Origin of the sequence: Sphingomonas gei, from assembly GCF_004792685.1 — a bacterium.
Classification (GTDB): Bacteria; Pseudomonadota; Alphaproteobacteria; order Sphingomonadales; family Sphingomonadaceae; genus Sphingomonas; species Sphingomonas gei.
Map to the genome: position 1 here is coordinate 428,174 of NZ_SRXT01000002.1, position 19,188 is coordinate 447,361.

The 19,188-nt window shown below is 66.6% G+C and carries 23 protein-coding genes; 18 read left to right on the plus strand and 5 right to left on the minus strand.

Annotated elements, in window-relative coordinates:
- Positions 1-5: 5 nt before the first annotated feature.
- Entirely contained in the window at positions 6-671 is a 666-nt protein-coding gene (locus tag E5A73_RS05985) for an O-methyltransferase (protein WP_135962881.1), read from the plus strand.
- Between the two features lie 107 nt (positions 672-778).
- Here the strand turns inward: E5A73_RS05985 and E5A73_RS05990 are convergent, their stop codons facing one another.
- Complete coding sequence (locus E5A73_RS05990; RefSeq protein WP_135962882.1) at positions 779-1,018, minus strand: DUF6582 domain-containing protein; 240 nt, start codon at positions 1,016-1,018, stop codon at positions 779-781.
- A gap of 186 nt (positions 1,019-1,204) precedes the next feature.
- Here E5A73_RS05990 and E5A73_RS05995 point away from each other — a divergent pair, with 186 nt between their 5' ends.
- The 16 genes from E5A73_RS05995 to E5A73_RS06050 all read left to right on the plus strand — a co-directional run bounded on the left by E5A73_RS05995 (position 1,205) and on the right by E5A73_RS06050 (position 14,016).
- Positions 1,205-1,705 carry an RNA polymerase sigma factor gene (locus E5A73_RS05995; RefSeq protein WP_168355829.1) on the plus strand — a complete coding sequence of 167 codons (501 nt, stop codon included), beginning with the start codon at positions 1,205-1,207 and terminating at the stop codon, positions 1,703-1,705.
- Complete coding sequence (locus tag E5A73_RS06000; RefSeq protein ID WP_135962884.1) at positions 1,695-2,309, plus strand: hypothetical protein; 615 nt, start codon at positions 1,695-1,697, stop codon at positions 2,307-2,309. Before E5A73_RS05995 ends, E5A73_RS06000 begins: the two co-directional genes overlap by 11 nt.
- A gap of 237 nt (positions 2,310-2,546) precedes the next feature.
- Positions 2,547-2,687 (plus strand): hypothetical protein, encoded by a 141-nt coding sequence (locus E5A73_RS21220; protein ID WP_168355830.1) that lies wholly within the window; start codon positions 2,547-2,549, stop codon positions 2,685-2,687.
- A 141-nt stretch (positions 2,688-2,828) separates the two neighbouring features.
- Positions 2,829-3,806, plus strand: coding sequence for a hypothetical protein (locus E5A73_RS06005; RefSeq protein WP_135962885.1), 978 nt, complete (start codon positions 2,829-2,831; stop codon positions 3,804-3,806).
- On the plus strand, positions 3,794-4,720 hold the full coding sequence (locus E5A73_RS06010; RefSeq protein WP_135962886.1) for a transposase: 927 nt from the start codon (positions 3,794-3,796) through the stop codon (positions 4,718-4,720). The genes E5A73_RS06005 and E5A73_RS06010 overlap by 13 nt, the downstream gene beginning before the upstream one ends.
- A gap of 12 nt (positions 4,721-4,732) precedes the next feature.
- Positions 4,733-5,227, plus strand: coding sequence for a helix-turn-helix domain-containing protein (locus tag E5A73_RS06015; RefSeq protein ID WP_135962887.1), 495 nt, complete (start codon positions 4,733-4,735; stop codon positions 5,225-5,227).
- 86 nt (positions 5,228-5,313) lie between these two features.
- The gene (locus E5A73_RS21225; RefSeq protein WP_168355831.1) at positions 5,314-5,466 is read left to right on the plus strand and encodes a hypothetical protein; all 153 of its coding nucleotides are present in this window, start codon (positions 5,314-5,316) and stop codon (positions 5,464-5,466) included.
- A gap of 23 nt (positions 5,467-5,489) precedes the next feature.
- On the plus strand, positions 5,490-5,642 hold the full coding sequence (locus E5A73_RS21230) for a hypothetical protein (protein WP_168355832.1): 153 nt from the start codon (positions 5,490-5,492) through the stop codon (positions 5,640-5,642).
- Between the two features lie 85 nt (positions 5,643-5,727).
- Complete coding sequence (locus E5A73_RS06020; RefSeq protein ID WP_135962888.1) at positions 5,728-6,708, plus strand: HEAT repeat domain-containing protein; 981 nt, start codon at positions 5,728-5,730, stop codon at positions 6,706-6,708.
- Positions 6,709-6,732: 24 nt separating this feature from the next.
- The gene (locus E5A73_RS06025; RefSeq protein WP_135962889.1) at positions 6,733-7,650 is read left to right on the plus strand and encodes a transposase; all 918 of its coding nucleotides are present in this window, start codon (positions 6,733-6,735) and stop codon (positions 7,648-7,650) included.
- The gene (locus tag E5A73_RS06030) at positions 7,647-9,440 is read left to right on the plus strand and encodes an ABC transporter ATP-binding protein (RefSeq protein WP_135962890.1); all 1,794 of its coding nucleotides are present in this window, start codon (positions 7,647-7,649) and stop codon (positions 9,438-9,440) included. Before E5A73_RS06025 ends, E5A73_RS06030 begins: the two co-directional genes overlap by 4 nt.
- A complete protein-coding gene (locus E5A73_RS21235; RefSeq protein WP_168355833.1) occupies positions 9,437-9,928 on the plus strand; it encodes a hypothetical protein in 492 nt (163 codons plus the stop codon). Before E5A73_RS06030 ends, E5A73_RS21235 begins: the two co-directional genes overlap by 4 nt.
- Positions 9,925-10,965 carry an efflux RND transporter periplasmic adaptor subunit gene (locus tag E5A73_RS21240; RefSeq protein WP_168355834.1) on the plus strand — a complete coding sequence of 347 codons (1,041 nt, stop codon included), beginning with the start codon at positions 9,925-9,927 and terminating at the stop codon, positions 10,963-10,965. Before E5A73_RS21235 ends, E5A73_RS21240 begins: the two co-directional genes overlap by 4 nt.
- A gap of 5 nt (positions 10,966-10,970) precedes the next feature.
- Positions 10,971-11,678 (plus strand): ABC transporter ATP-binding protein, encoded by a 708-nt coding sequence (locus tag E5A73_RS06040; RefSeq protein WP_135963148.1) that lies wholly within the window; start codon positions 10,971-10,973, stop codon positions 11,676-11,678.
- Positions 11,675-12,835 carry an ABC transporter permease gene (locus tag E5A73_RS06045; RefSeq protein ID WP_135962892.1) on the plus strand — a complete coding sequence of 387 codons (1,161 nt, stop codon included), beginning with the start codon at positions 11,675-11,677 and terminating at the stop codon, positions 12,833-12,835. Before E5A73_RS06040 ends, E5A73_RS06045 begins: the two co-directional genes overlap by 4 nt.
- Positions 12,835-14,016: an ABC transporter permease gene (locus E5A73_RS06050; RefSeq protein WP_135962893.1), complete on the plus strand. Its 1,182-nt coding sequence runs from the start codon at positions 12,835-12,837 to the stop codon at positions 14,014-14,016. Before E5A73_RS06045 ends, E5A73_RS06050 begins: the two co-directional genes overlap by 1 nt.
- 15 nt (positions 14,017-14,031) lie before the next feature.
- On the opposite strand, the gene E5A73_RS06055 is transcribed toward E5A73_RS06050, so the two are convergent.
- The 4 genes from E5A73_RS06055 to E5A73_RS06070 form a co-directional block, all read right to left on the minus strand.
- The gene (locus tag E5A73_RS06055) at positions 14,032-14,727 is read right to left on the minus strand and encodes a gluconate 2-dehydrogenase subunit 3 family protein (protein ID WP_135962894.1); all 696 of its coding nucleotides are present in this window, start codon (positions 14,725-14,727) and stop codon (positions 14,032-14,034) included.
- Positions 14,724-16,430 (minus strand): GMC family oxidoreductase, encoded by a 1,707-nt coding sequence (locus E5A73_RS06060; RefSeq protein WP_135962895.1) that lies wholly within the window; start codon positions 16,428-16,430, stop codon positions 14,724-14,726. Before E5A73_RS06060 ends, E5A73_RS06055 begins: the two co-directional genes overlap by 4 nt.
- On the minus strand, positions 16,427-17,167 hold the full coding sequence (locus tag E5A73_RS06065; protein WP_135962896.1) for a 3-keto-disaccharide hydrolase: 741 nt from the start codon (positions 17,165-17,167) through the stop codon (positions 16,427-16,429). The genes E5A73_RS06060 and E5A73_RS06065 overlap by 4 nt, the downstream gene beginning before the upstream one ends.
- 233 nt (positions 17,168-17,400) lie before the next feature.
- Positions 17,401-18,393: an MBL fold metallo-hydrolase gene (locus E5A73_RS06070; protein WP_135963149.1), complete on the minus strand. Its 993-nt coding sequence runs from the start codon at positions 18,391-18,393 to the stop codon at positions 17,401-17,403.
- Between the two features lie 280 nt (positions 18,394-18,673).
- Here E5A73_RS06070 and E5A73_RS06075 point away from each other — a divergent pair, with 280 nt between their 5' ends.
- Positions 18,674-19,111: a DMT family transporter gene (locus E5A73_RS06075; protein WP_135962897.1), complete on the plus strand. Its 438-nt coding sequence runs from the start codon at positions 18,674-18,676 to the stop codon at positions 19,109-19,111.
- Positions 19,112-19,188: the final 77 nt, after the last annotated feature.

Sequence of the window (19,188 nt, forward strand, 5' to 3'; positions counted from 1 at the left end):
AATCCATGACCACACTCACTGCGGCGCCGGTGGCGCCGCTGCTCGATCGCCTGTTCGCCGCGGCCGCGGCCTCGTCGCCGTCGGCGAGCCCGGCCCTCGCTTCCCTGTCCAGCGAGGAACGCTATCGGCTGATGCGGAGCAAGACCGATTATGCCGAACTCTATGCCAATCTGAAAGAGTTCGCGCTGCCGGTCTCTCCCAGCACGGGGAGGCTCCTCTACATGTTGGCGCGCGCGACCAGGGCCCGCTCGATCGTCGAGTTCGGCACATCGTTCGGCCTGTCCACGCTGCACCTCGCCTCTGCGCTGCGGGACAATGGCGGGGGCCGCCTGATCACGAGCGAGTTCGAGCCTTCGAAAATGGCCCGGGCAAAAGCGAATCTGGAAGCCGGCGGTCTCGCTGACCTCGTGGAATTCCGCGAGGGCGATGCGCTGAACACGCTGGCATCGGACCTCCCGGAGACGATCGACTTGCTCCTGCTCGACGGCGCCAAGTCGCTATATTCCGATGTCCTCGACCTGGTGGAGAGCCGCCTTCGGCCAGGTGCAGTGATCGTTGCCGACAATGCCGATTTTTGCCCGGAATATCTCGAGCGCGTCGGTTCGCCTGCCAACGGCTATATTTCGATGCCGTTCAGCGACGATGTCGAGCTGACGATCAAGCTCGGCTGAGCTGCATCGGCCGGACCCGCATGGGAACTCCACGTTAGGCTTCGCTACCCGACCGACAGGATCGGTCGGGTAGCAAGCGGCCCCATCTAGAAAAATGGGCGAGGCGTCTACTTGCCGACCTCACGCCAGCTCTTCTCGGTCAGCTCTACGTCGAACTTCTTCGCCGCGGCCTCGATCCGCTTCCAGGCAGCATCGCGCTCCTCGTCGGTCACATTCTTGACCTGGTTGAACCGCGCGACGGCGTTCCGCACGTGGCTGGCGTTCTCGAGCGGCTCTTTTCGCTGCTCGGGAAATGCGAAAGAATTTTTGGCCAGTTCGTTGCGATCTTCGGTGCTGAGCTCTATCATTGCCATCTCCGTATATTGATGGCCGCATAACGCGCACCGGCGGGCAGGTGGTCCATCGCAACGAGGCGCAAAGCAGACGCCTAGCATGGACTGAACCGAGCAAGTCCCCACGACAATGCTTCCCTGTCGCACCAGATCAGGTTAAGTCGCTGAGAGTGGCTGGTTGTCCGGGGGCGGGTAAACGTCTTGAGCGATGTAAGCTTCAATGACGTGATACGCACCCATTCGGGGCTGCTTTCGCGCATTGCACTCGCTTACGAAGCCGATCCGAGCCAGCGCGAGGATCTCAAGCAGGAGATCGTGCTGGCCGTGTGGCGCGCGCTGCCGTCGTTTCGCGGACAATCCTCGCTCAAGACCTATGTCGCCAGCATCGCCCAGAAGCGCGCGGTGACGCACGTCTCGCGCCGTGCGCGAAATCCTGTTACGGAAGAATTGGGCGAAGAGCTGCCCACTGCCGACCTGCAGCCCGACGAAGCGGCGATCGTCGCGGATCGGCGGTCGCGACTGGTGGCGGCGATGCGGCAGTTGAGCGTGGCCCAGCGGGAGACGGCAACGCTGATGCTGGAAGGTTTTTCGTTCATCGAGATCGGCGAGACATTGGGGATCACCGCCAATGCCGCAATGCTCCGCTGCCAGCGGGCAAAGGCGGCGCTCGTCGAGCAAATGGGGGCGGCGCATGGCCGGTGAGTTCGACGACCTCTCCGAATTGTGGCGCGGCAGCGTGCGGCATGCCGCGGACGAAGTGTCGGCGCTGTCGGAACGCGTGCTGCGCCGCGCGCGCTGGGTCGAGCGCGCGGAGTTGCTGGTCGCCGCCTGCCTGACCGTCTTCGTCGTGTTCGGAATCTGGCGCAAATTCACGCTCGGCTCGCTCGCTGTCGGCGTGATGATCCTGTTGCTGCTTTTATGGTCGGCACGGACTCGATATCGGCTGCGCCGCGTCGAATGGGGCGCCGAGCAGGGCGATCGGGAGACCTACCTCGAAGGCCAGATCCGGCGATACCGCGCGCGTGTCCGCCGCACTGTGTTCGATCTGATATTGTTCGGCCCGGCGACCTTTCTGGGAATGACGTTCGCGATGCTGCGCCAGCGCGACGGGCGTCCGCTCGGTCCGCATCTGGCGGAAACACTGCTCAGCTGGTCGACCTTGCTCGGCGTGGCGGTGATCGCCGCGACGATCGTTTTCCTGTTCGTGCGGCTGCGGCGCCAACGCGCCGTGATCCGTCAGCTCGCGGACGTGCTGGCCGGCCATCGGCATGAGAGCGCGATAGACCGGTTGATGCTCTACAACTGACGGCGCGCGCCTGGAGGTCTTCCCTCCGAAAAATTTTTTGAAAAATGTGCGACAGGTTTTCCGCCGCCGCGGGACTAATTGATTGACGGCATTGAACAGCCGTTCTCGTCGAAACCCAGACGGACACCGATCCGCCGAACGCGACATCACGCGATCGGCGAAGCGGAGAGCTGTGCGCCGGGGACGCGACTTGGGAGGTCCTGGCCGATACTGCCGGCCGCTTTCGGGGGAATATCGATGACGAAGATCAGCACCGTACCCGCTTCCGCTTTCACTCTGCGCACCCCGGTTGGATTTTGCGGGCACGTCACGCGGCAGGAGGTCGGCGGGCCGGTCTGCATCGGCGTGATCGTCGGAACCTACCTCATCGGGGGATAGCGGCCGGGCAGGCGCCGTGGCCAACCGGCCACGGCCCGTCCATCGCCGTTCGAACCCGACATTTGCGTGCAAGCCAGAATCGATCCCGCTGCATCCATGAGACGCGGCGAACGCGGAATCGTGCGTGGCGCTGGAGGACGTATGATTTCCAGACAGGAACTTCGGCAATATTTCATCCGGGCCGAGCAGGCCCGTGGCGGCGCGCTGCCGACCAGCCTGCCGGTGCATCACTGGCGCCTGCAGCCTGCACTGGCGGCGCTGCATCAGGCGCTCGACGCGCTCGCCGATCCGACCGCCGACAGCGTTCGTGCACTGGTCGAGGCCGCCTTTGCCGACACCGACTGGATCGACGGCTGGATCGCCGCGATGGCGCAAGACGCGCTTCGCGACGCCTATTTCGAACCGCCGCTCGCGCCGACCGGCAACGGCTTCCAGCGCGGCATCGCGGTGTTCGCGCACCGTCATGTCAACATCGCGCTGAACAGCCTGCCGGTGGACGCGCTCGCCGCGAAGAAGATGCAGCGCCGCGGCCCCGCGGCGATCACCTTTACCGGCACCGTATCGGTGCAGAAATTCCTGCGCGCCGGCGGCGCCCTGCTGCGGATGTGGGACGCACCGCAGGTTTCGGGCAATTTCAGCCTGGACGACGGCCTGGCATGTCGCCCGGCGGGGCATCGCGCGCTCGAAGACGCCGATATCCTGACGCTCGACGGCCGGACCCAGAGCTATGTCATCGAGCACGCAATCGCCAACATCGTCGTGCTGCAGGCCGAGATCCTGCTCGATCGCGCGCCGCTGCTCGTGGAATATGATTCGGAGGATCTCACTGCCGTCGCGGCGTGCAGCACCAGCGATGGCGCCTCGCGCAGCCAGATGCTGCTCAGCTTCCTCGCCACGCTGGGGCGCAGCGAGGACGACGCCATAGTCGAGCCCTTCACCCATGACGAGAGCTTCTTCCTGCGCTGGCACGCGACCGCCGAACTATTCCGCCTGAATGAAGGCAGCGCGCGGGCGCGGCTCCACGCGATGGCCGAGCGGGATCCGCATCCCGACCTGCGCGCGGCGGCGCGAAACGCGCTCGGCGTGCTCGTGACGGAGGCCGGCGCATGCCTCGCGTGATCGAGACCGCCACGCAGCACCGCGCCGAACTCGGCGATCTCGTCGAAGCGCTGGAAACCGGGCGGTTCGACGCGCGCGACGAGGATTGCTTCGCGTCGTTCGGCGATCGCCTCAAGGCGCTCGCCAACAACCGCGACTTCCTCGCTGACCTGATCGTCGCAGAACTCCAGCAGCGCTGCCGCGATCAGAGCGCGCAGAATGTCTATGGGCCGCAGGTAGTGATCCTGCATCAGGCACGCGACTTCTTCATCCGCGCCAATTTCTGGCCATCCGAGGGCGATCGACTGCTCCAGGAGAACGGCCCCGAGGCATTTTTCTACCATGTGCCGCACGACCATAATTTCTCGTTCCTTACCGCGGGCTACATGGGTCCCGGCTATTGGAGCGATTATTACGAGTATGACTATGACAGTTTTGCCGGCGCCATCGGCGACGAAGCCGATCTGCGCTTCGTCGAGCGATCGCGGCTCGAGCAGGGCAAGATCATGCTCTACCGCGCGCATCGTGACGTCCACGCCCAGCTGCCCGCCGATGAACTGTCGGTCTCGCTCAACATCATGGAGCGCGCGCCGCATCTGAGCTTTCGCGACCAGTATCGCTTCGATGCCGAAAGCAAAACCGTCGCGGCGCATCTGACCCGCAGCGCCGTCGAGCCGCTGCTGGCGCTGTGCGCGCAACTGGGCGGCGATGACGGCCGTGATCTCGTCGAATCCTATGCCGCGCATCATCCGAGCGACCGGATACAGTTCAGCGCGATCACTGCGCTCGCCTCGGCGCAAATCAGCCTGGAGGACCGGCTCGCGGTGTTCGAACGCGGTGCGCGCGAGCCCAACCCGTTCATCGCCCGGATGGCCGCGCGCCAATGCGCCGCGATCGAAGCCGGGCGCTCATGGATCCAGCGATCCGTTCATTGAGGAGGTGCTGCAATGCTCGTGCATATCACCCTGCCCACCAATGCTCCGTTGCAGGCCACGGTCGGCTGGGACCCCGCCGAGAGCGAGCCGTCCCAGTCCGAATGCTGCGGCCGCGTCGCGGCGGACATAGCGCGCTCGCGTGGTCTGCAGCGCCGGCTCCTCGCCGACTTCCATATGGCCGATCCGGTGTGGGACATGCTGCTCGATCTCTATCTGTCCGAGCGGAAGGGCGTGCGGGTCTCGATCTCGGACCTTGCTCTGGCCGCGGGCGTGCCGCGCAGCACCGGGGTGCGCTGGGTCGGCAATCTGATCGAGACGGGTGCGCTCAGCAGTGCGCCCGACGCCTGCGATGGCCGCCGTACCTGGGTGGAACTGAGCGCCGAATCGCGCGCAGCGCTGGAGCGCTATTTCCTCGAAGTGGCGCGCACGTTTTCGCGTCGTCCCGGCGCACCGCGGAACTGGTCTCAAGTTGAGCGCAACAACGGCCTCGAAGTATTGACCGTATAGTTTGATGATGACACATTCAAATTGTCAGCAAAAGTTGACGAATCAACAGCTAAACTAGCTTCTAGCTAAATAACTGGAGAATGAATATGAGCAATCATCAGGTGCATAATTTGCCTTCCCTGGACTTCGAAGTCGGGATGCTCGTCGAGCAACGTGGAGAGGCCGTAATTTGCAGTCTCACTGCCGGCATCGCTTCGATTATCGGCGCGATCTTCTTCGCAGACGCCGACCAACTCTGACACGCTCTATAAGGGGAAATTCCATGTTCGATACCAACAACCTGCCCGCCCTGGACCTCGAAGTCGGTGCTCCCGGCTCGGCTCGCCACACGCCGGTCGTCGCCGGCCAGGTCATCGCCGGCATCATCATCGGCGTCGTGATCGCAGTCACCAACGACGCAGTCAGCGCCGAATAATCGCTTGCGGGCGCGGCAGCTTCGCCGCGCCCGCAAACACCTGACGGGATCGGGTGAACCGTTCCGATCGCATGAGGGAAACGACATGAAGAATCTCAAGGACATCATGGCGGTGGTGACGGCTCCTGAATTCCGTCCCGGCCTGCTGGAAGATAACAAGCGCAGCGTCAGCTACTACAATGATTATCTCGGCTTCGGCGATCTCAAGCGGGTCCTGGCGGCGAACGAAGACATGACGCCGGCGGAAGTGTTCCGCCTGTGCGACGTCTTCTTCACCGAAGACCGTATCCAGTCGGTAGTTGCCGAAGAGCAGCGCTGCGCCGACCGCAATCCCTTTTACGGCTCCTCGTTCCAGCCGATCGGCGGTGAGTTTTTCGGCGGCATGGTGCTCGCCTCCACCGACCAGTTCACTGCGATGTTGTTGGCGCTCGACGGCTTCGAGATTGATCTCGCCAAGCAGCGCTACGGCGAGCGCCGCACGCTGACCTTCGGCGGGCAGGAGACCTATCTCAAATTCTTCCGCGCGCACGAATTTCCGCTGCAGTCGTGGAAGATCCCGACCTTCGGCGACGATGACGATCTCCACACGCTCGATCTTCGCTTCGAGGAAGGCGATCGCTTCGACTGCAAGGCCGGCGACTCGCTTCACTTCAAGGCCAATGAATCGTTCGAATATTCCGCCAAGGCGGGATCGCACGCGCTGGTGCTGCAGATCCAGATGTACCGCGGCGGGATGCCGATGGCGCTCGAATTCGACTTCGATACGCGCCGCATGGTCGGCGCCAGCTCACCCGCGCAGGAACCGACCCGGCTGCAGATGCTCGCCACTGCGATGCGCCTGTTCGGCCGCCAGGACAGCTGCGACCAGCTCGAGCGGCTGCTCGAGCATCCGTCGCATTATGTCCGCTGGCACACGATGCGCGAATATCTGGGGCTCAATCTCGAGCGCGCATGGCCGCATCTCGAGCGGATGCGCGACCGGGATCCGCAGGCCGCGGTGCGCCGCGCCGCGCAGCGCACGATCGAAATGCTCAGCGACGAAATGCCGGCCATCGCGGCCGAATGACACTCACCGATAGGAGACGCCACCATGCCCCTAGTCATCGATTCTCCGCAGACCGACGCGATCGAGCTCGGCGAGATCATCGAATATCTGCACGACGAGAATATCGACACCTCGGATCACGATCAGATGATTGCGGCGGCGCCGATGCTCAAGCGGCTCAGCAACAATCGCAGCTTCCTCGGCGACATGGCGCTCGACGAATTGAAGAAGCGCACCGGGATCGGCAACGGTTCGAACAATTACGGACCACAGGTCATCATGCTGTACGCGCCCACCAAGCGTCAGCAGACCTTTTTCCTGCGCGCCAATTTCTGGCCGTCGAACAACGACCACATCCTGCGCGCGAGCGGGCCCGAGCAGTTTTTCTATCACCACCCCCACGACCATTCGTTCAACTTCCTGACCGTCGGGCATTTCGGCCCCGGCTACAGCAGCAACTATTACACCTATGACTATGAGGACACTGCCGGCTATCCCGGCGAGCCTGTCGATCTCAAGTTCGTGGAAAAGAGTTCGCTCAGCGAGGGCAAGGTGATGCTCTACCGCGCCTGCTACGACATCCATGACCAGCTCCCGCCCGAGAGCATGTCGATCAGCCTCAACATCATGGAGCTGACCGTGCGCGGCAGCGTGGTCGATCAATATGGCTTCGACGTCGAGCGCAACTTCGTCGGCAATATGATCAACCGCATGTCGATGTGTTCGCTGATGCCGGTGATCGCGCAGGTCGGCGGCGAAAACGCGCAGGACTATCTGGCCGAGACCGCACGGTCGCATCTCTCGGAGCGCGTGCGCTTCGCCGCGCTCAAGGCGATGGCCGCGAAGCAGCCGGACCTCGAAACCACGATGGAAGTGTTTCAGCAGGGCACGCGAAGCGAGAGCGCGCTGGTCGCGGGCTGGGCCCAGCACAAGCTCACCCGCCTCGAGAGCCTGCGCGCGTGACCCGCGCGGCGCCCACCGAAGCGAGCCCCAGGACGGGGCCTGCATCCTATGCCGATCTGTTCTCGGTATTGCGCCATGTCCGCATCGATCGCGGAGCTTTGTGCTTCGCGGCGTTGCTGACTCTGGTGGAGGTGGGCGGCACGCTCGGCTTCCCGCTGCTCACCCGCACGATCGTCGACGGCTCGGGCCAGATGGCGGCGACCGGCGGGCTGTTCGGCCGCCCGGTGATCGTCCAGCTGGTGCTGGTCCTGCTCGCCGCCGCGGCCGCCGCCGCGGTCGCGCGCTACCTTACCAGCCGGGCGGGCCTATCGCTCGGGGCCCGGCTGCGCAGCGCGGCGATCGAGCGGCTGGTGGCGGCGCCGGTCACCTATCTGGACGGGCTCGCCAGCGGCGAAGTGACCAGCCGCGTGATCAACGACACAAAGGCGGTCGCCCAGCTCATCTCGCGCGAGAGCCTCAACGCGGCATCGGCAGTGCTGCTGCTCGCCGGTGCCGCGCTCGTGCTGTTCTCGATGGACGCCGCGCTCGCCGGTATCTTGTTCGGCGTGATCGGCGCAGCGTTCCTCGCGATGCTGCCGGTGATGCTGACGATGGCGGCAGTGGCCTATCGTACCCAGGACGAAACCGCGAAACTCAGCGGCCGCCTGACCCAGGTCTTCGCCGAGATGCGGATGGTCAAGACTTTCGGCGCCGAGGAGCGCGAACGCCGCCGCGCCGATACCGGCATTTTCGCGCTGTTCGCGCTCGGCTGCCGCTCCGCCCGGATCGAGGCGGCGCTCAGCCCGGTGATGACGCTGGCAGTGACGATCTCGCTGGTGACGATCCTCGCTTATGGCGGGATGCGCGTCGCGGCGGGGAGCCTGTCGTCGGGCACGCTCACTGCGTTCCTGCTCTACATCTTCACCGTGGTCGGGCCGCTGGCGCAGCTGACCAGCTTCTTCTCGCAGCTTTCGGTCGCGCGCGGCGCCTCGACGCGGCTCGCCGAAGTGCTGCGTCTGGCGCCCGAATGGTCGGCACCGCCAACGCCGCGCGCCGCCGCCGGCCGCACGCCCAAGGCGCTGACCTTCGACCAGATCCGCTTCAGTTATGGCGATCGCCTGGCGCTGTCGCTCGAAGGCCTGGTGTTCGCCCCCGGCAGCCGCACCGCGATCATCGGCCCCAGCGGCTCGGGCAAGTCGACGCTGCTGGCGCTGATCGAGCGCTTTTATACGCCCGATCAGGGCAGCATCCGCCACGGCGACGAGAATATCGTCGCGATCCCGCTGCGCGAGTGGCGCGCGCGGATCGGCTATGTCGCCCAGACCTCGGCAATGCTCTCGGGGAGCGTTCGCGACAATCTCCTCTACGGGATCGACCGCCCGGTTGGCGAGGAGGCGATCGCCAGCGCGCTCGCATTGTCGCGGTCGGACGGCTTCGTGGCGGCGCTGCCCGCGGGGCTCGACACGCAGATCGGCGAGCGCGGCGCGCGGCTTTCGGGTGGTGAGCGCCAGCGGCTCGCCATCGCCCGGATGTTCCTGCGCGATCCCGAGATCCTGCTCCTCGACGAAGCCACGTCGAGCCTCGACGAAGAGAATGCCCATCTCGTTCTGCAGGGGCTCGAGGCGTTGATGCGCGGGCGTACCTGCATTCTCGTCACCCACCGCATGACCGGGCTCGAGGCGATGGACCAGATCGTCGCGCTCGATGGCGGCGAATTGGTCGAGCGCGGCGCCCCCGAGGCGCTGCTGTCCGGCGCTGGTTTCTACCGCCGCCTCGTCCATCGCCAGTTCCTCCAGGAGAAGTCCGCATGACCGCGCCGCTGACACCGCAGGCTCGCGCCTCGGCCCTTACCGGGCTGGTGGCGCACAAATGCACGCTGATCGGATGGATGATCGCATGGGCGTCGTTCACCTATGTCTCTGCCGCGGTGCGGTGGCTCCAGGTCGGCGGCGAGACCGAGTTGCGCGGCGCTGCAATGGCGGTGTTCGCAGTCGCCGACAAAGTGCCGCCTTATGCCAAGATCGGGTTCGGCGGGCTGTTCCTGCTTCTGCTGTACGCGCTGCAGCGGCTGCCGCTTCCCGGCGGACGCGCATCGGCCGGGATGACGGCGGGCCTCGTCGCCGCGACGCTGCTGCTCTGGGTCGCGCCGTTCGACTATTTCGGCGGCACCGACGGCAGCGTGCTTTGGAACGCCGGATTGGTCGCGACCGTGCCGCACTTGCTGGTCGGGCTTGGCGCCGGATTGGTCTGGGCAACCGCACGCGCCCGCTGCGAGCGCAAGACGGAGGACGACCAATGACCGCGACCGTCGCCGACCGGCTGCGCGAACTCCGCCTCGATCGCGAGCCGACCAGGGCCATCCCCAAGGCGGCACCCGCCGTCTGCGTCGAACGCGGTAGCCGCCGCTCGCTGGTGCCGCTGCTCCTCACCGGGCTGGCGAGCCTCGCCGTAGGCAGCGTCGCGACGGCGGCGCTGCTGGGGGGCGCTGGCGGCAAGCCCGTGCCGATCGCCGCAGCGCCGGTCCCGCCGGCAGCGGCGGCGGCGCCCGCGGCGAGCCTGATCGCGGCCGGGTTCGTCGTGCCGCAGCGTGGCGGCACCGTCGGCTCGCAGGTTACCGGGCAGCTTCGTCAGGTGCTCGTAGCCGAGGGCGACCATGTTCAGGCCGGCCAGATCATCGCGCGGGTCGACGATTCGGATGCGCGCGCGGCGCTGGACCGGGCAATCGCGGCGCAGGCCGAAGCGCGCCAGACGATCACTGCGCTGGGCCACCAGCACCGTCAGGCGGTCGCTACGCTGGCGCGGCGCCAGGCGCTCAGCCAGCGCGGCTTCACCACCATGGCGGCGCTCGAGGAAAGCCAGGCCGAGAGCGGCATGCTCGGCGCACGCATCGCCGCTGCCCAAGCCGCACTGAGCGGCGCGACCGCGGGAGTGCGCGCGGCGCATGTCATGCTCGATCTCTATGCGATCCGCGCACCCTTTGCCGGGGTGGTGATCGAGAAGAATGCCGAAGTTGGCGAACTCGTCTCGCCGATCTCGGCGGGCGGCGGCTTCACGCGCACCGGTGTGGTGACTCTGGTCGACATGGCCAGCCTGCAGGTCGAGGCCGATGTCAACGAAGCCTATATCAGCGGCATCCGCTCGGGCCAGCGCGTGGTGCTGACGTTCGATGCGCTTCCCGGCGAGCGGTTCGAGGCGGCGGTCGCCGCGATCGTCCCCTCGGCGGACCGCAACCGCGCTACCGTGCGCGTCAATATCGCGTTCGTGCGCCGCGATCCGCGCATCCTTCCGCAAATGGCCGCCAAGGCGGCGTTCCTTTCCACAGGAGACCGGTCGTGAACTTCATGCAGCGCGTTCCCGCCGTCGACAACCTCATCGACATCGTCGATTTGTCGAAAAGCTATCGTCGCGGCAGCACCGAAGTGCCGATCTTCGACAAATTGTCGCTCTCGATCGAGCGCGGACGGTTCGTCGCGCTGATGGGGCCGTCGGGATCGGGCAAGACCACCTTGCTCAACCTGCTCGCCGGCATCGATCGCCCCAATAGCGGCATGCTCGCCGTCGATGGCGAGCGGATCGACGGCTATAGCGAGTCGGGGCTGACCCAGTGGCGCGCGAACACGCTCGGCTTCATCTTCCAATTCTACAATCTGATGCCGATGCTCACCGCAGCGCAGAATGTCGAACTGCCGCTGCTGCTCCACCGGATGAGCGCGAAGGAGCGCCGCCGCCGCGTCGATACTGCGCTCGACGTGGTCGGGCTGGCGGACCGCGCCCGGCATCGGCCGCGCGAGCTTTCGGGCGGACAGCAGCAGCGCGTCGCGATCGCCCGCGCGCTGGTCGCCGACCCCAAGCTGATCCTCGCCGACGAGCCGACCGGCGATCTCGACCGGCCCAGCGCCAACGCAGTCCTGGAAATCCTGCGGCTGCTCGCCGACGAGCTCGGCAAGACCATCGTCATGGTCACCCACGACCCCGTCGCCGCGCGCGCGGCCGACCTGACCCTCCACCTCGAAAAGGGACGCTTCGTCAACGAAGCGGTCGCGGCATGAGGGAGACCACGCTCGTCCGGCGCAACGCGCTGCGCAATCCGGTCCGCATGCTGCTGATGGTGGGATGCATTGCCGTCGCCTTCCTGATCTTCGGCGTGCTGAGCGCCGTCGCCACTGCGTTCCGGCTCGAGGACCAGCCGGGCGGGCACGAGCGGATGATGGTGGTCAACCGCAACGGCTTCCAGCAGACGCTGCCGATCGCTTATGCCCGCGACGTCGCCCGCCAGCCCAATGTCGCGGTGTCGAGCCCGGTGCGCATGGCATTGGTCTATTGGCGCCAGCCCAAGGACATCGTCTCGGCAGTGATGGTCGAGCCCGAAACCTATCTCGATCTGTCCAAGGATGTGGTGAAGGTCGCCGACGAGGACCGCGCCCGCTTCGTCGCCACGCGCGACGGCCTGCTGGTCGGCCGCGCATTGGCCGAACGCTATGGCTGGAAGCGCGGCGACCAGGTCACGCTGCAGAGCTTCACCGATCTGCGCGAGGACGGTAGCCGCGCCTGGCGCTTCACCGTGGCCGGCATCTACACCGCCGCCCAGCCCGGCGGCAGCGAACTCGCGATGGCCGGGCACTTCGCTTATTACAACGAAGCGCTGCTCACTGGGCGCGACCGCATCAACTGGGTCCTCGTCCAGGGCCGCGACTTGGCCGCCAACGATGCGATGGCGCGCACGATCGACGCCGGATACGCCAATTCGGCAGCCGCGACGCGCACCCAGAGCGAGGCGGCGCTGGGTCGCGCGTTCCTGTCGCAGATCGGCGATCTGATGCTGATCGTCCGGCTGATCGTCGGCGCGGCGTTCGTCGTCATCCTCTGCGTCGTCGGCAACACGCTGATCTTCATGGTCGGCGAGCGCACCGGCGAAATCGGCGTGCTCAAGACGCTCGGCTTCTCGCGGCTGCGTGTCGCGCGGATCTTCGCGGGCGAAGTCGCGCTGATTGCGGTGGCCGGCGCAGTCGCGGGCATGAGCGTGGCGGCGCTGATCGTCTCGGCGCTCGGCACCGCGCTGAAGGACGTGCTGCCCGGCATGACGATGGGTGCATCCACCCTCGCCATGGCCGCCGGGCTGGTGGCGCTGCTGATCCTGCTGACCGGCATCCTGCCGGTGCTCCAGGCCGGCCGGGTCAACATCGTCGAAGCATTGGGGAGGAAGTGATGACCGGCAGCGTCAAACAGATCGCCGCGGTAGCGCGCATCGCCTTGCTTGGGCTGCCGTCGCGTGCGCGCATGTCCTCGGCCACGGTGCTGAGCATCGCGCTCGCCACCTTGGTGCTGCTCGGCTTCCTGGCGATGGCGTCGGGCTTCCGCGCAACCGTCGCCGGCACGGGATCGGACCAGAGCGCGATCATCCTCGCCGAGGGATCGGCGTCCGAATTCAACAGCGCGATCGACACTGCGCGGCTCGCCCGGCTCGACAATGCGCCGGGGATCGCCGCGGGCAAGAACGGGCCGCTGCTCTCGGCCGAGAGCTTCGCAACGATCAGCGCAGTCGAGGACGGGGGCGGCGAGTCGAGCGTGACCTTGCGCGGCATGGGGCCGCAGGGGCTGGCGGTCCGCCCGCTGGCGCGCCTCGCGGGCGGCCGCATGTTCACGCCAGGCCGCAACGAACTCGTCGTCGGCAGCGCGCTCGCCGGGCGCTACCGCGACTTCAAGCTCGGCGGCAGCGTGCGACTTGCCGGCATGATGTGGCGCGTCGTCGGCGTGTTCGAAGCCGGCGGATCGGCGATGGAATCGGAGGTCTGGGCCGATCGCAAGCTGGTCGGCCAGTTCTTCGGGTCGAGCGCCGCGGTGCAATCGGTGCGCGCGCGGCTGAGCGAGGCTTCCGCGCTCGCCTTGCTCCAGCGCTATCTCGCCGCCGATACCAGCCTGAAGCTGGTGGCCCGCTCCGAGCGCGCCTATTTCGCCGCACAGGCCCGCAATATGGGCAAGCTCATCCTGTTCGTCGGCTGGCCGCTCGGCATCGCGATGGCGGTCGGCGCGCTCGCCGGCGCGCTCAACACGATGTTCACGTCGGTATCGACGCGCTCGACCGAGATTGCGACTCTGCGCATCCTCGGCTTTCGCGGGCCGTCGATCTTCGTGAGTACGATGGCCGAAGCCGTGCTGCTGGTGCTGCTCGGCTCGGGGCTGGGCGTGGCGCTGGCCGGCCTGTTCCTGCAAGGTCGCAGCGCGAGCACGATCGGCGGCAACCTCACGCAAGTGATGTTCAAGTTCGATCTCGCCGCGAACGACATTGTCCAGGCCGTGACCCTGGCACTGATCGTCGGGGTGCTCGGCGGCGCGGTGCCGGCATGGCGCGCCGCCCGACGGCCGCTGGTCACCGCCGCGGCGGAGTGACCGGGGCCAAGGGGGTTACGAAGCTGCCAGATCCAGCGCGGCGAGGACGTCCTTGAAATGAGTCAGCGCCTCCGGGCTCGGACCGGGATAATCGCCGGGGGTCGGCTGATCGCCGATAAAGCCCATGTCCGCTTTGCCTTCGGGCAGGCTGTAGAAGCCGAGCACGAAGAGGTAGCGCAGCCTGTCCATGAACGCGACCGGCTTCGCCATTTTCGCGACGGGTGCCGTGACGGTGAGTGCATCGAGCAGTGACGCGCGCTGGGCCGGGGCGATCGCATCGAACGCGGCGCCGTGCAGCGCCCGGCTCTGCGCATCGAGCCAGATCAGCCCGCTTAGTATCTGCTCCCGGTCCGTCCGCTGGGCCGGATACGGCGCGCTGATCCACTCGTCCACGAACGCCCCGACGCCGAGCTTGCCGGCCCCCGGCGACTGCGCGTCGGCGGGAAGGATCAGGTCGCCCAACAGGTCGACCGTCGCACGCTGCGCCGTGGTCAGCGTCAGCGGCCAGGGGACCTTGGGCGCCATGAGGTCCGGATCGCGGCCATAACCCTGCGCTGGCGGCGGCGGCGGCACCGCTACCGGCCAGTCCGTGATCACGAACGGCGGCGGCGTGCCCTGACCTGCCGCCATGGCGGGTGGCGTCCAGCGCGCGAACGGCAGCGCCGCCGCAGTCATCATCCACTGCAGCGTCTCGCGGCGCGACGGCGTCATGCGAAGGCTCCTGATTTGAACCGGGCGGCAAGCCGCTCGGACGCGCGCAGCGCCAGCGCGAGAATGGTGAGGGTGGGATTCTTGTGCGCGCCCGACGCGAAGATCGCGCCATCCATCAGCACCAGATTGCCGACGTCCCAGGTCTGGCCATAACTGTCGACCACCGACGATCGCGCATCGGCGCCCATCCGCGCACTGCCCAGTTCGTGGATGATCTCGCCCCCCGCGGTGATGAGCTGTTCAGGCGGCAGCTCGGGGTCGAGGATCGTGGCGTTCATTCGCTTGAACACGGCATGCGCGGTGCGCTGGCCGTGCGCGACCTGGTTCAGTTCGTGCTGCGACCAGCGGAAGGCGAAGCGCAGCACCGGGATGCCGAACCGGTCCTTCACGCCGGGATCGATCTCGCAAAAAGTGTCTTTGTTGGGGATCATCTCGCCGCGCAGCGTCATCCCGATCGTCGCGCCCGAGGCGGCGCGGACCGCTTTCTTCAGCCCCGCACCCCACACCCGCGGCAGCGCCGCGGCGGGCGGGATGCCGAACCGGCCGCCAATCTCGAAATGATAGCCGCGCGCAAAGTCCAGCTCGCCGCGCTTCTGCTCCTGGTACAGCCAAAACGGGATGTAGACGTGCTGCCCGCCGATGCCGTCCTCATTGTAGCGCGGACGATCGGCGAGTGCGGGGACGAAGGCGCGAAACGACGCGCCGGTCGAATCGGTGAGATTGCGCCCGAGCTGGCCCGAGGCATTGGCGAGGCCGGCGGGCGTGTCGCCCGAATTGAGCAGCAGCCGCGTCGTCTCGCAGGTTCCCGCCGCGAGGATCACCGCCCGCGCCTTGACCTGGTGGCGCGCGCCGGTCTTGCGATCGACATATTCCACTCCGGCGGCGCGGCCCGCGGCGGCCATCGTCACCTTCGAGACCATCGCATCGGTGACGACCGTCAGTCTGCCGGTCGCCTTCGCCATCGGCAGGAACGAGGTCGTCGTCTGGAACATCGCGCCGATCGTGCAGCCGCGGGTGCACGGCGTCGCGTTGAAGCAGGCGCTGCGCGGCGCCACTTTGTCGGGCATGTCGCGCGTGATCACCGCGGTGTGCGCCGTCCGCACCGGGATCCCCATGCTCTCGCACGTCGCCTTGAGCAGCATTTCCGGAACGCGCGGCTTGGGTGGCGGCATCAGGCAGACCGGCGGCGAATCGGGATGGTTCTCCAGCTCGATCCGCCCGCCATTCACGCCGATCATCCGCTCGACGCGGTCGTAGAAAGGCGCGACATCGTCATAGCTGATCGGCCAGTCCGCCCCGAGCCCGTCGCGCGAGAAAGGCTTGAAATCATAGGGGCCCCAGCGCGGCACGTGCCGGCCCCAATGATTGGTCCGCCCGCCCAGCATCCGCGAGCGATACCAGCGAAAATTCGTGCCCTCGCGCATCGTATAGGGCTCGCCGTCGACTTCCCAACCGCCCGCCACGGTCGCGTCGAAATAGCCGAACGGCTTGTCGGGCGTGCTTGCCCCGCGCAGCGGAGCGTCGCTTTCGGGTGCGAACATGTTGACTTCGGCCTGGGGGTCATAGTCGCGCCCCGCCTCGAGCATCAGGCAGCGCAGGCCGGCTTTGGTCAGGCTATAGGCCGCCATGCCCCCTGCGGCACCCGAGCCGACGATGATGACGTCGGCCGTAATTGCCGCCGGATCCAACGCGGCGGCCGTCATAGGGCGCTCGCGCCGAGCTTGCGGATTTTTATGTTTCGGAACGCGACCGTCTCGCCATGATCCTGCAGGCCGATCACTCCGCTCGGGAAGGTGCCGAACAGCGGCATCGTGGCGAATTTCGACGCCGCCACCCGCTTGCGCCAGGCGTCGTTGCCGAACGGCACGTCGGCGGTGAGCGTGCCGTTCAGCCATTGGCGGATGCGGCCCCGCTCGACGCGCAGCCGCGCATGGTTCCAGCTCCCGGCCGGGCGCGCCGCGCTTAGTGGCGGCACGGTGATGTCGTAGAGCGAGCCGGCGCGGTGCGACGGGATCTTGCCGTCGGGATGGCCTGCATTGTCGAGCACCTGCATCTCGATGCCGGTCTCGTAGATGTTGCGGGTCCCCGGCGCGTTGCGGGCGAGGTAGAATACGCCGCTGTTGCCGCCGCGCTCGACCTTCCAGTCGAGCGTCAGGTCGAAAGCGCCGTAATCGTCGGCGGTGACCAGGTCGCCTCCGCTCATCTCGCCGGTTTTCGAGGCCAGAACGAGCGCTCCGTCGCGCGCCACCCAATTGGGCGATGCCGCGCCGCCGCCAAAGGAGCGCCAGCCGCTCAAGTTGCGGCCGTTGAACAGCAGCTGCCAGCCTTGCGCGCGTTCGCTGGCGGTGAGCGTGTTCGGTGCCGCCGCCTTCTGACCGGCCAGCGCCGGCATTGCCACCAGCGCCACAAGGCAAATGCCCGCAATCGACAATCTACGCATCAGGTCTCTCCCATCGCTCGACCGTCTCCACGCGCGGGCGATCGCTTGCACAATGGCGGTCGCCGCTATTCACCGGGCGTGCCCCAATGAAGCGAAACTGCCCCGCCGCGTGGCGAAACTCTCATGAAGTCCGCCGCCTCGCAATAATAAACGAAGTTGTTTTCGTTTTTCCCGCCGATACCGCCCGCATATCGGCGATGCGCCATCGTGCCCGGTCGCCGCGCGGATTGGGGCTATGACGAGAACACCAATTCGGTACCGACATAGGGCCTGACGACCTTTTGCGGCATCACTCGCATCGCCTCCTGGATGAACACGTCCCCGGTACAGTGCATCGGCACCACATAGGTGGGATCGATCGCGGCGAACTCGGCGACGGTGCGCTTCGCCTCGTCCTCGGTACGCGGCCGCACGAGATGGAACCCGCCGACCACGGCATGGACCTTGTCCACGCCGGACACGATTTGCGCCCGCCGCACGGTATTGATGACGCCGCGGTGGCTGCACGACGCGATGACGACCAGGCCGAGCCCCTTCACCGCGAAGCAGGTGGCGAGCTCGTGCGCGCCATCATCGGGAAGCAGCGTGGCGGCACGCTTCGCCGGATCGAGCGCCGCCCTGTCGCACCCCTTGCCGGGGCGCATCCGGGTCGGGATGGCGGGGCGCTCGAAGCTGGAGAGCGGGATGGTCCCGGTCGTGAATGCCTGTCCCCTGATGATTTCCGGCTGCGCTGAAATGTGGACTCGGAACCCGGCGCTCGCCAGCGCGGCGCGATCGAGCGCACCCATGACCGGCGGCGGATTGCCGATCAGCGCGATCCGCTCGCAGAACGCCTCTTCGCCCCCGACATAGAGCGGTACCGCGTGCGTGCTGCCGGCGCCGAAAAACCCGGGAAAACCGCCATAATGATCGAGGTGACCGTGGCTGAGCACCGCAGCGTCGAGATCCGACAGATCGATGCCCAACATCGCGAGATTGTTGCGGATCGCCTCCGGCGAATAGCCGAAGTCGATCAGTACCTTCGCGCTTGAGCCGCCCCGTCTCGAGATGGCCAGGATGGAGAGGCCGAACTCCGCATGCAGCGCATGTCTCGACATCACCGGCGCGCCGGCATCGCCGGTGTGGCGCAGGACCTTCAAGCCGGGCAGCATCAGGTCCGGCAGGAACGGACCAAAGCTGGCATTGTCGTCGAGGACCTGCAGTGTCAGCGAGTCGACGATCGGCATGACGGGCCGGGCAACCGCCGACCCAGCACCCAGCGCGCCCAGGCCGGCCGTCGCCGCGCCGATGAAGGATCGCCGGCTGAAGGTGTGACCATGTCGGGTGAGGGACGCATTCAAGAGCCGGCTCCGGGATCGCGTTGATCATGGGAGATTGCATCGACCGCAATGAGAAAGCGAGATGCTTGTTGGCGTTGCTTTGCGCCGCGCGACGGAACTGGACTAGGCGCCCGGAAGGCGCTTGAGGATGGCCCGACCAATCACCCCGCCAAACGAGAACGCTTTTATGCAGACCGTGCTGCCGATCATCCTAGCCATCATTGCCGGGCTATGCGTGGCGACGCAAACGCCGAGCAACGCCATGCTGGCGCGCAGCACCGGATCGCTTTGGCTGGCGGCGTCCATTTCCTTTGGCGGCGGCACGGCGCTGGTCGTCGCGGCCTGGCTGCTGATCGACAGGACGCCGCTGGCCACTGCCCGGCAAGCGCCGCCATGGGCCTGGATCGGGGGCCTGTATGGCGCCTTCTTCGTCGCGGCGGTGGCCTTCGCTGCGCCCCGGCTCGGGCTCGCGCTGACTCTCACGCTGACGGTCGCGGCGCAGCTCACCGCGGCGGTCATTTTCGACCATTTCGGGTTGCTGGGCCTCGATCGCACGGCAATCACCTTGCCGCGGCTCATCGGCGTAGGCCTGATCCTGACCGGAGTTCTCCTCGTCCGCAGATGAGGCCTCGAATGCCATTCCGGTAGACGGCGAGCGTCCTGTCGGTGCCAAACCGCAAGATCGGTCGAGCATGCCAGTGC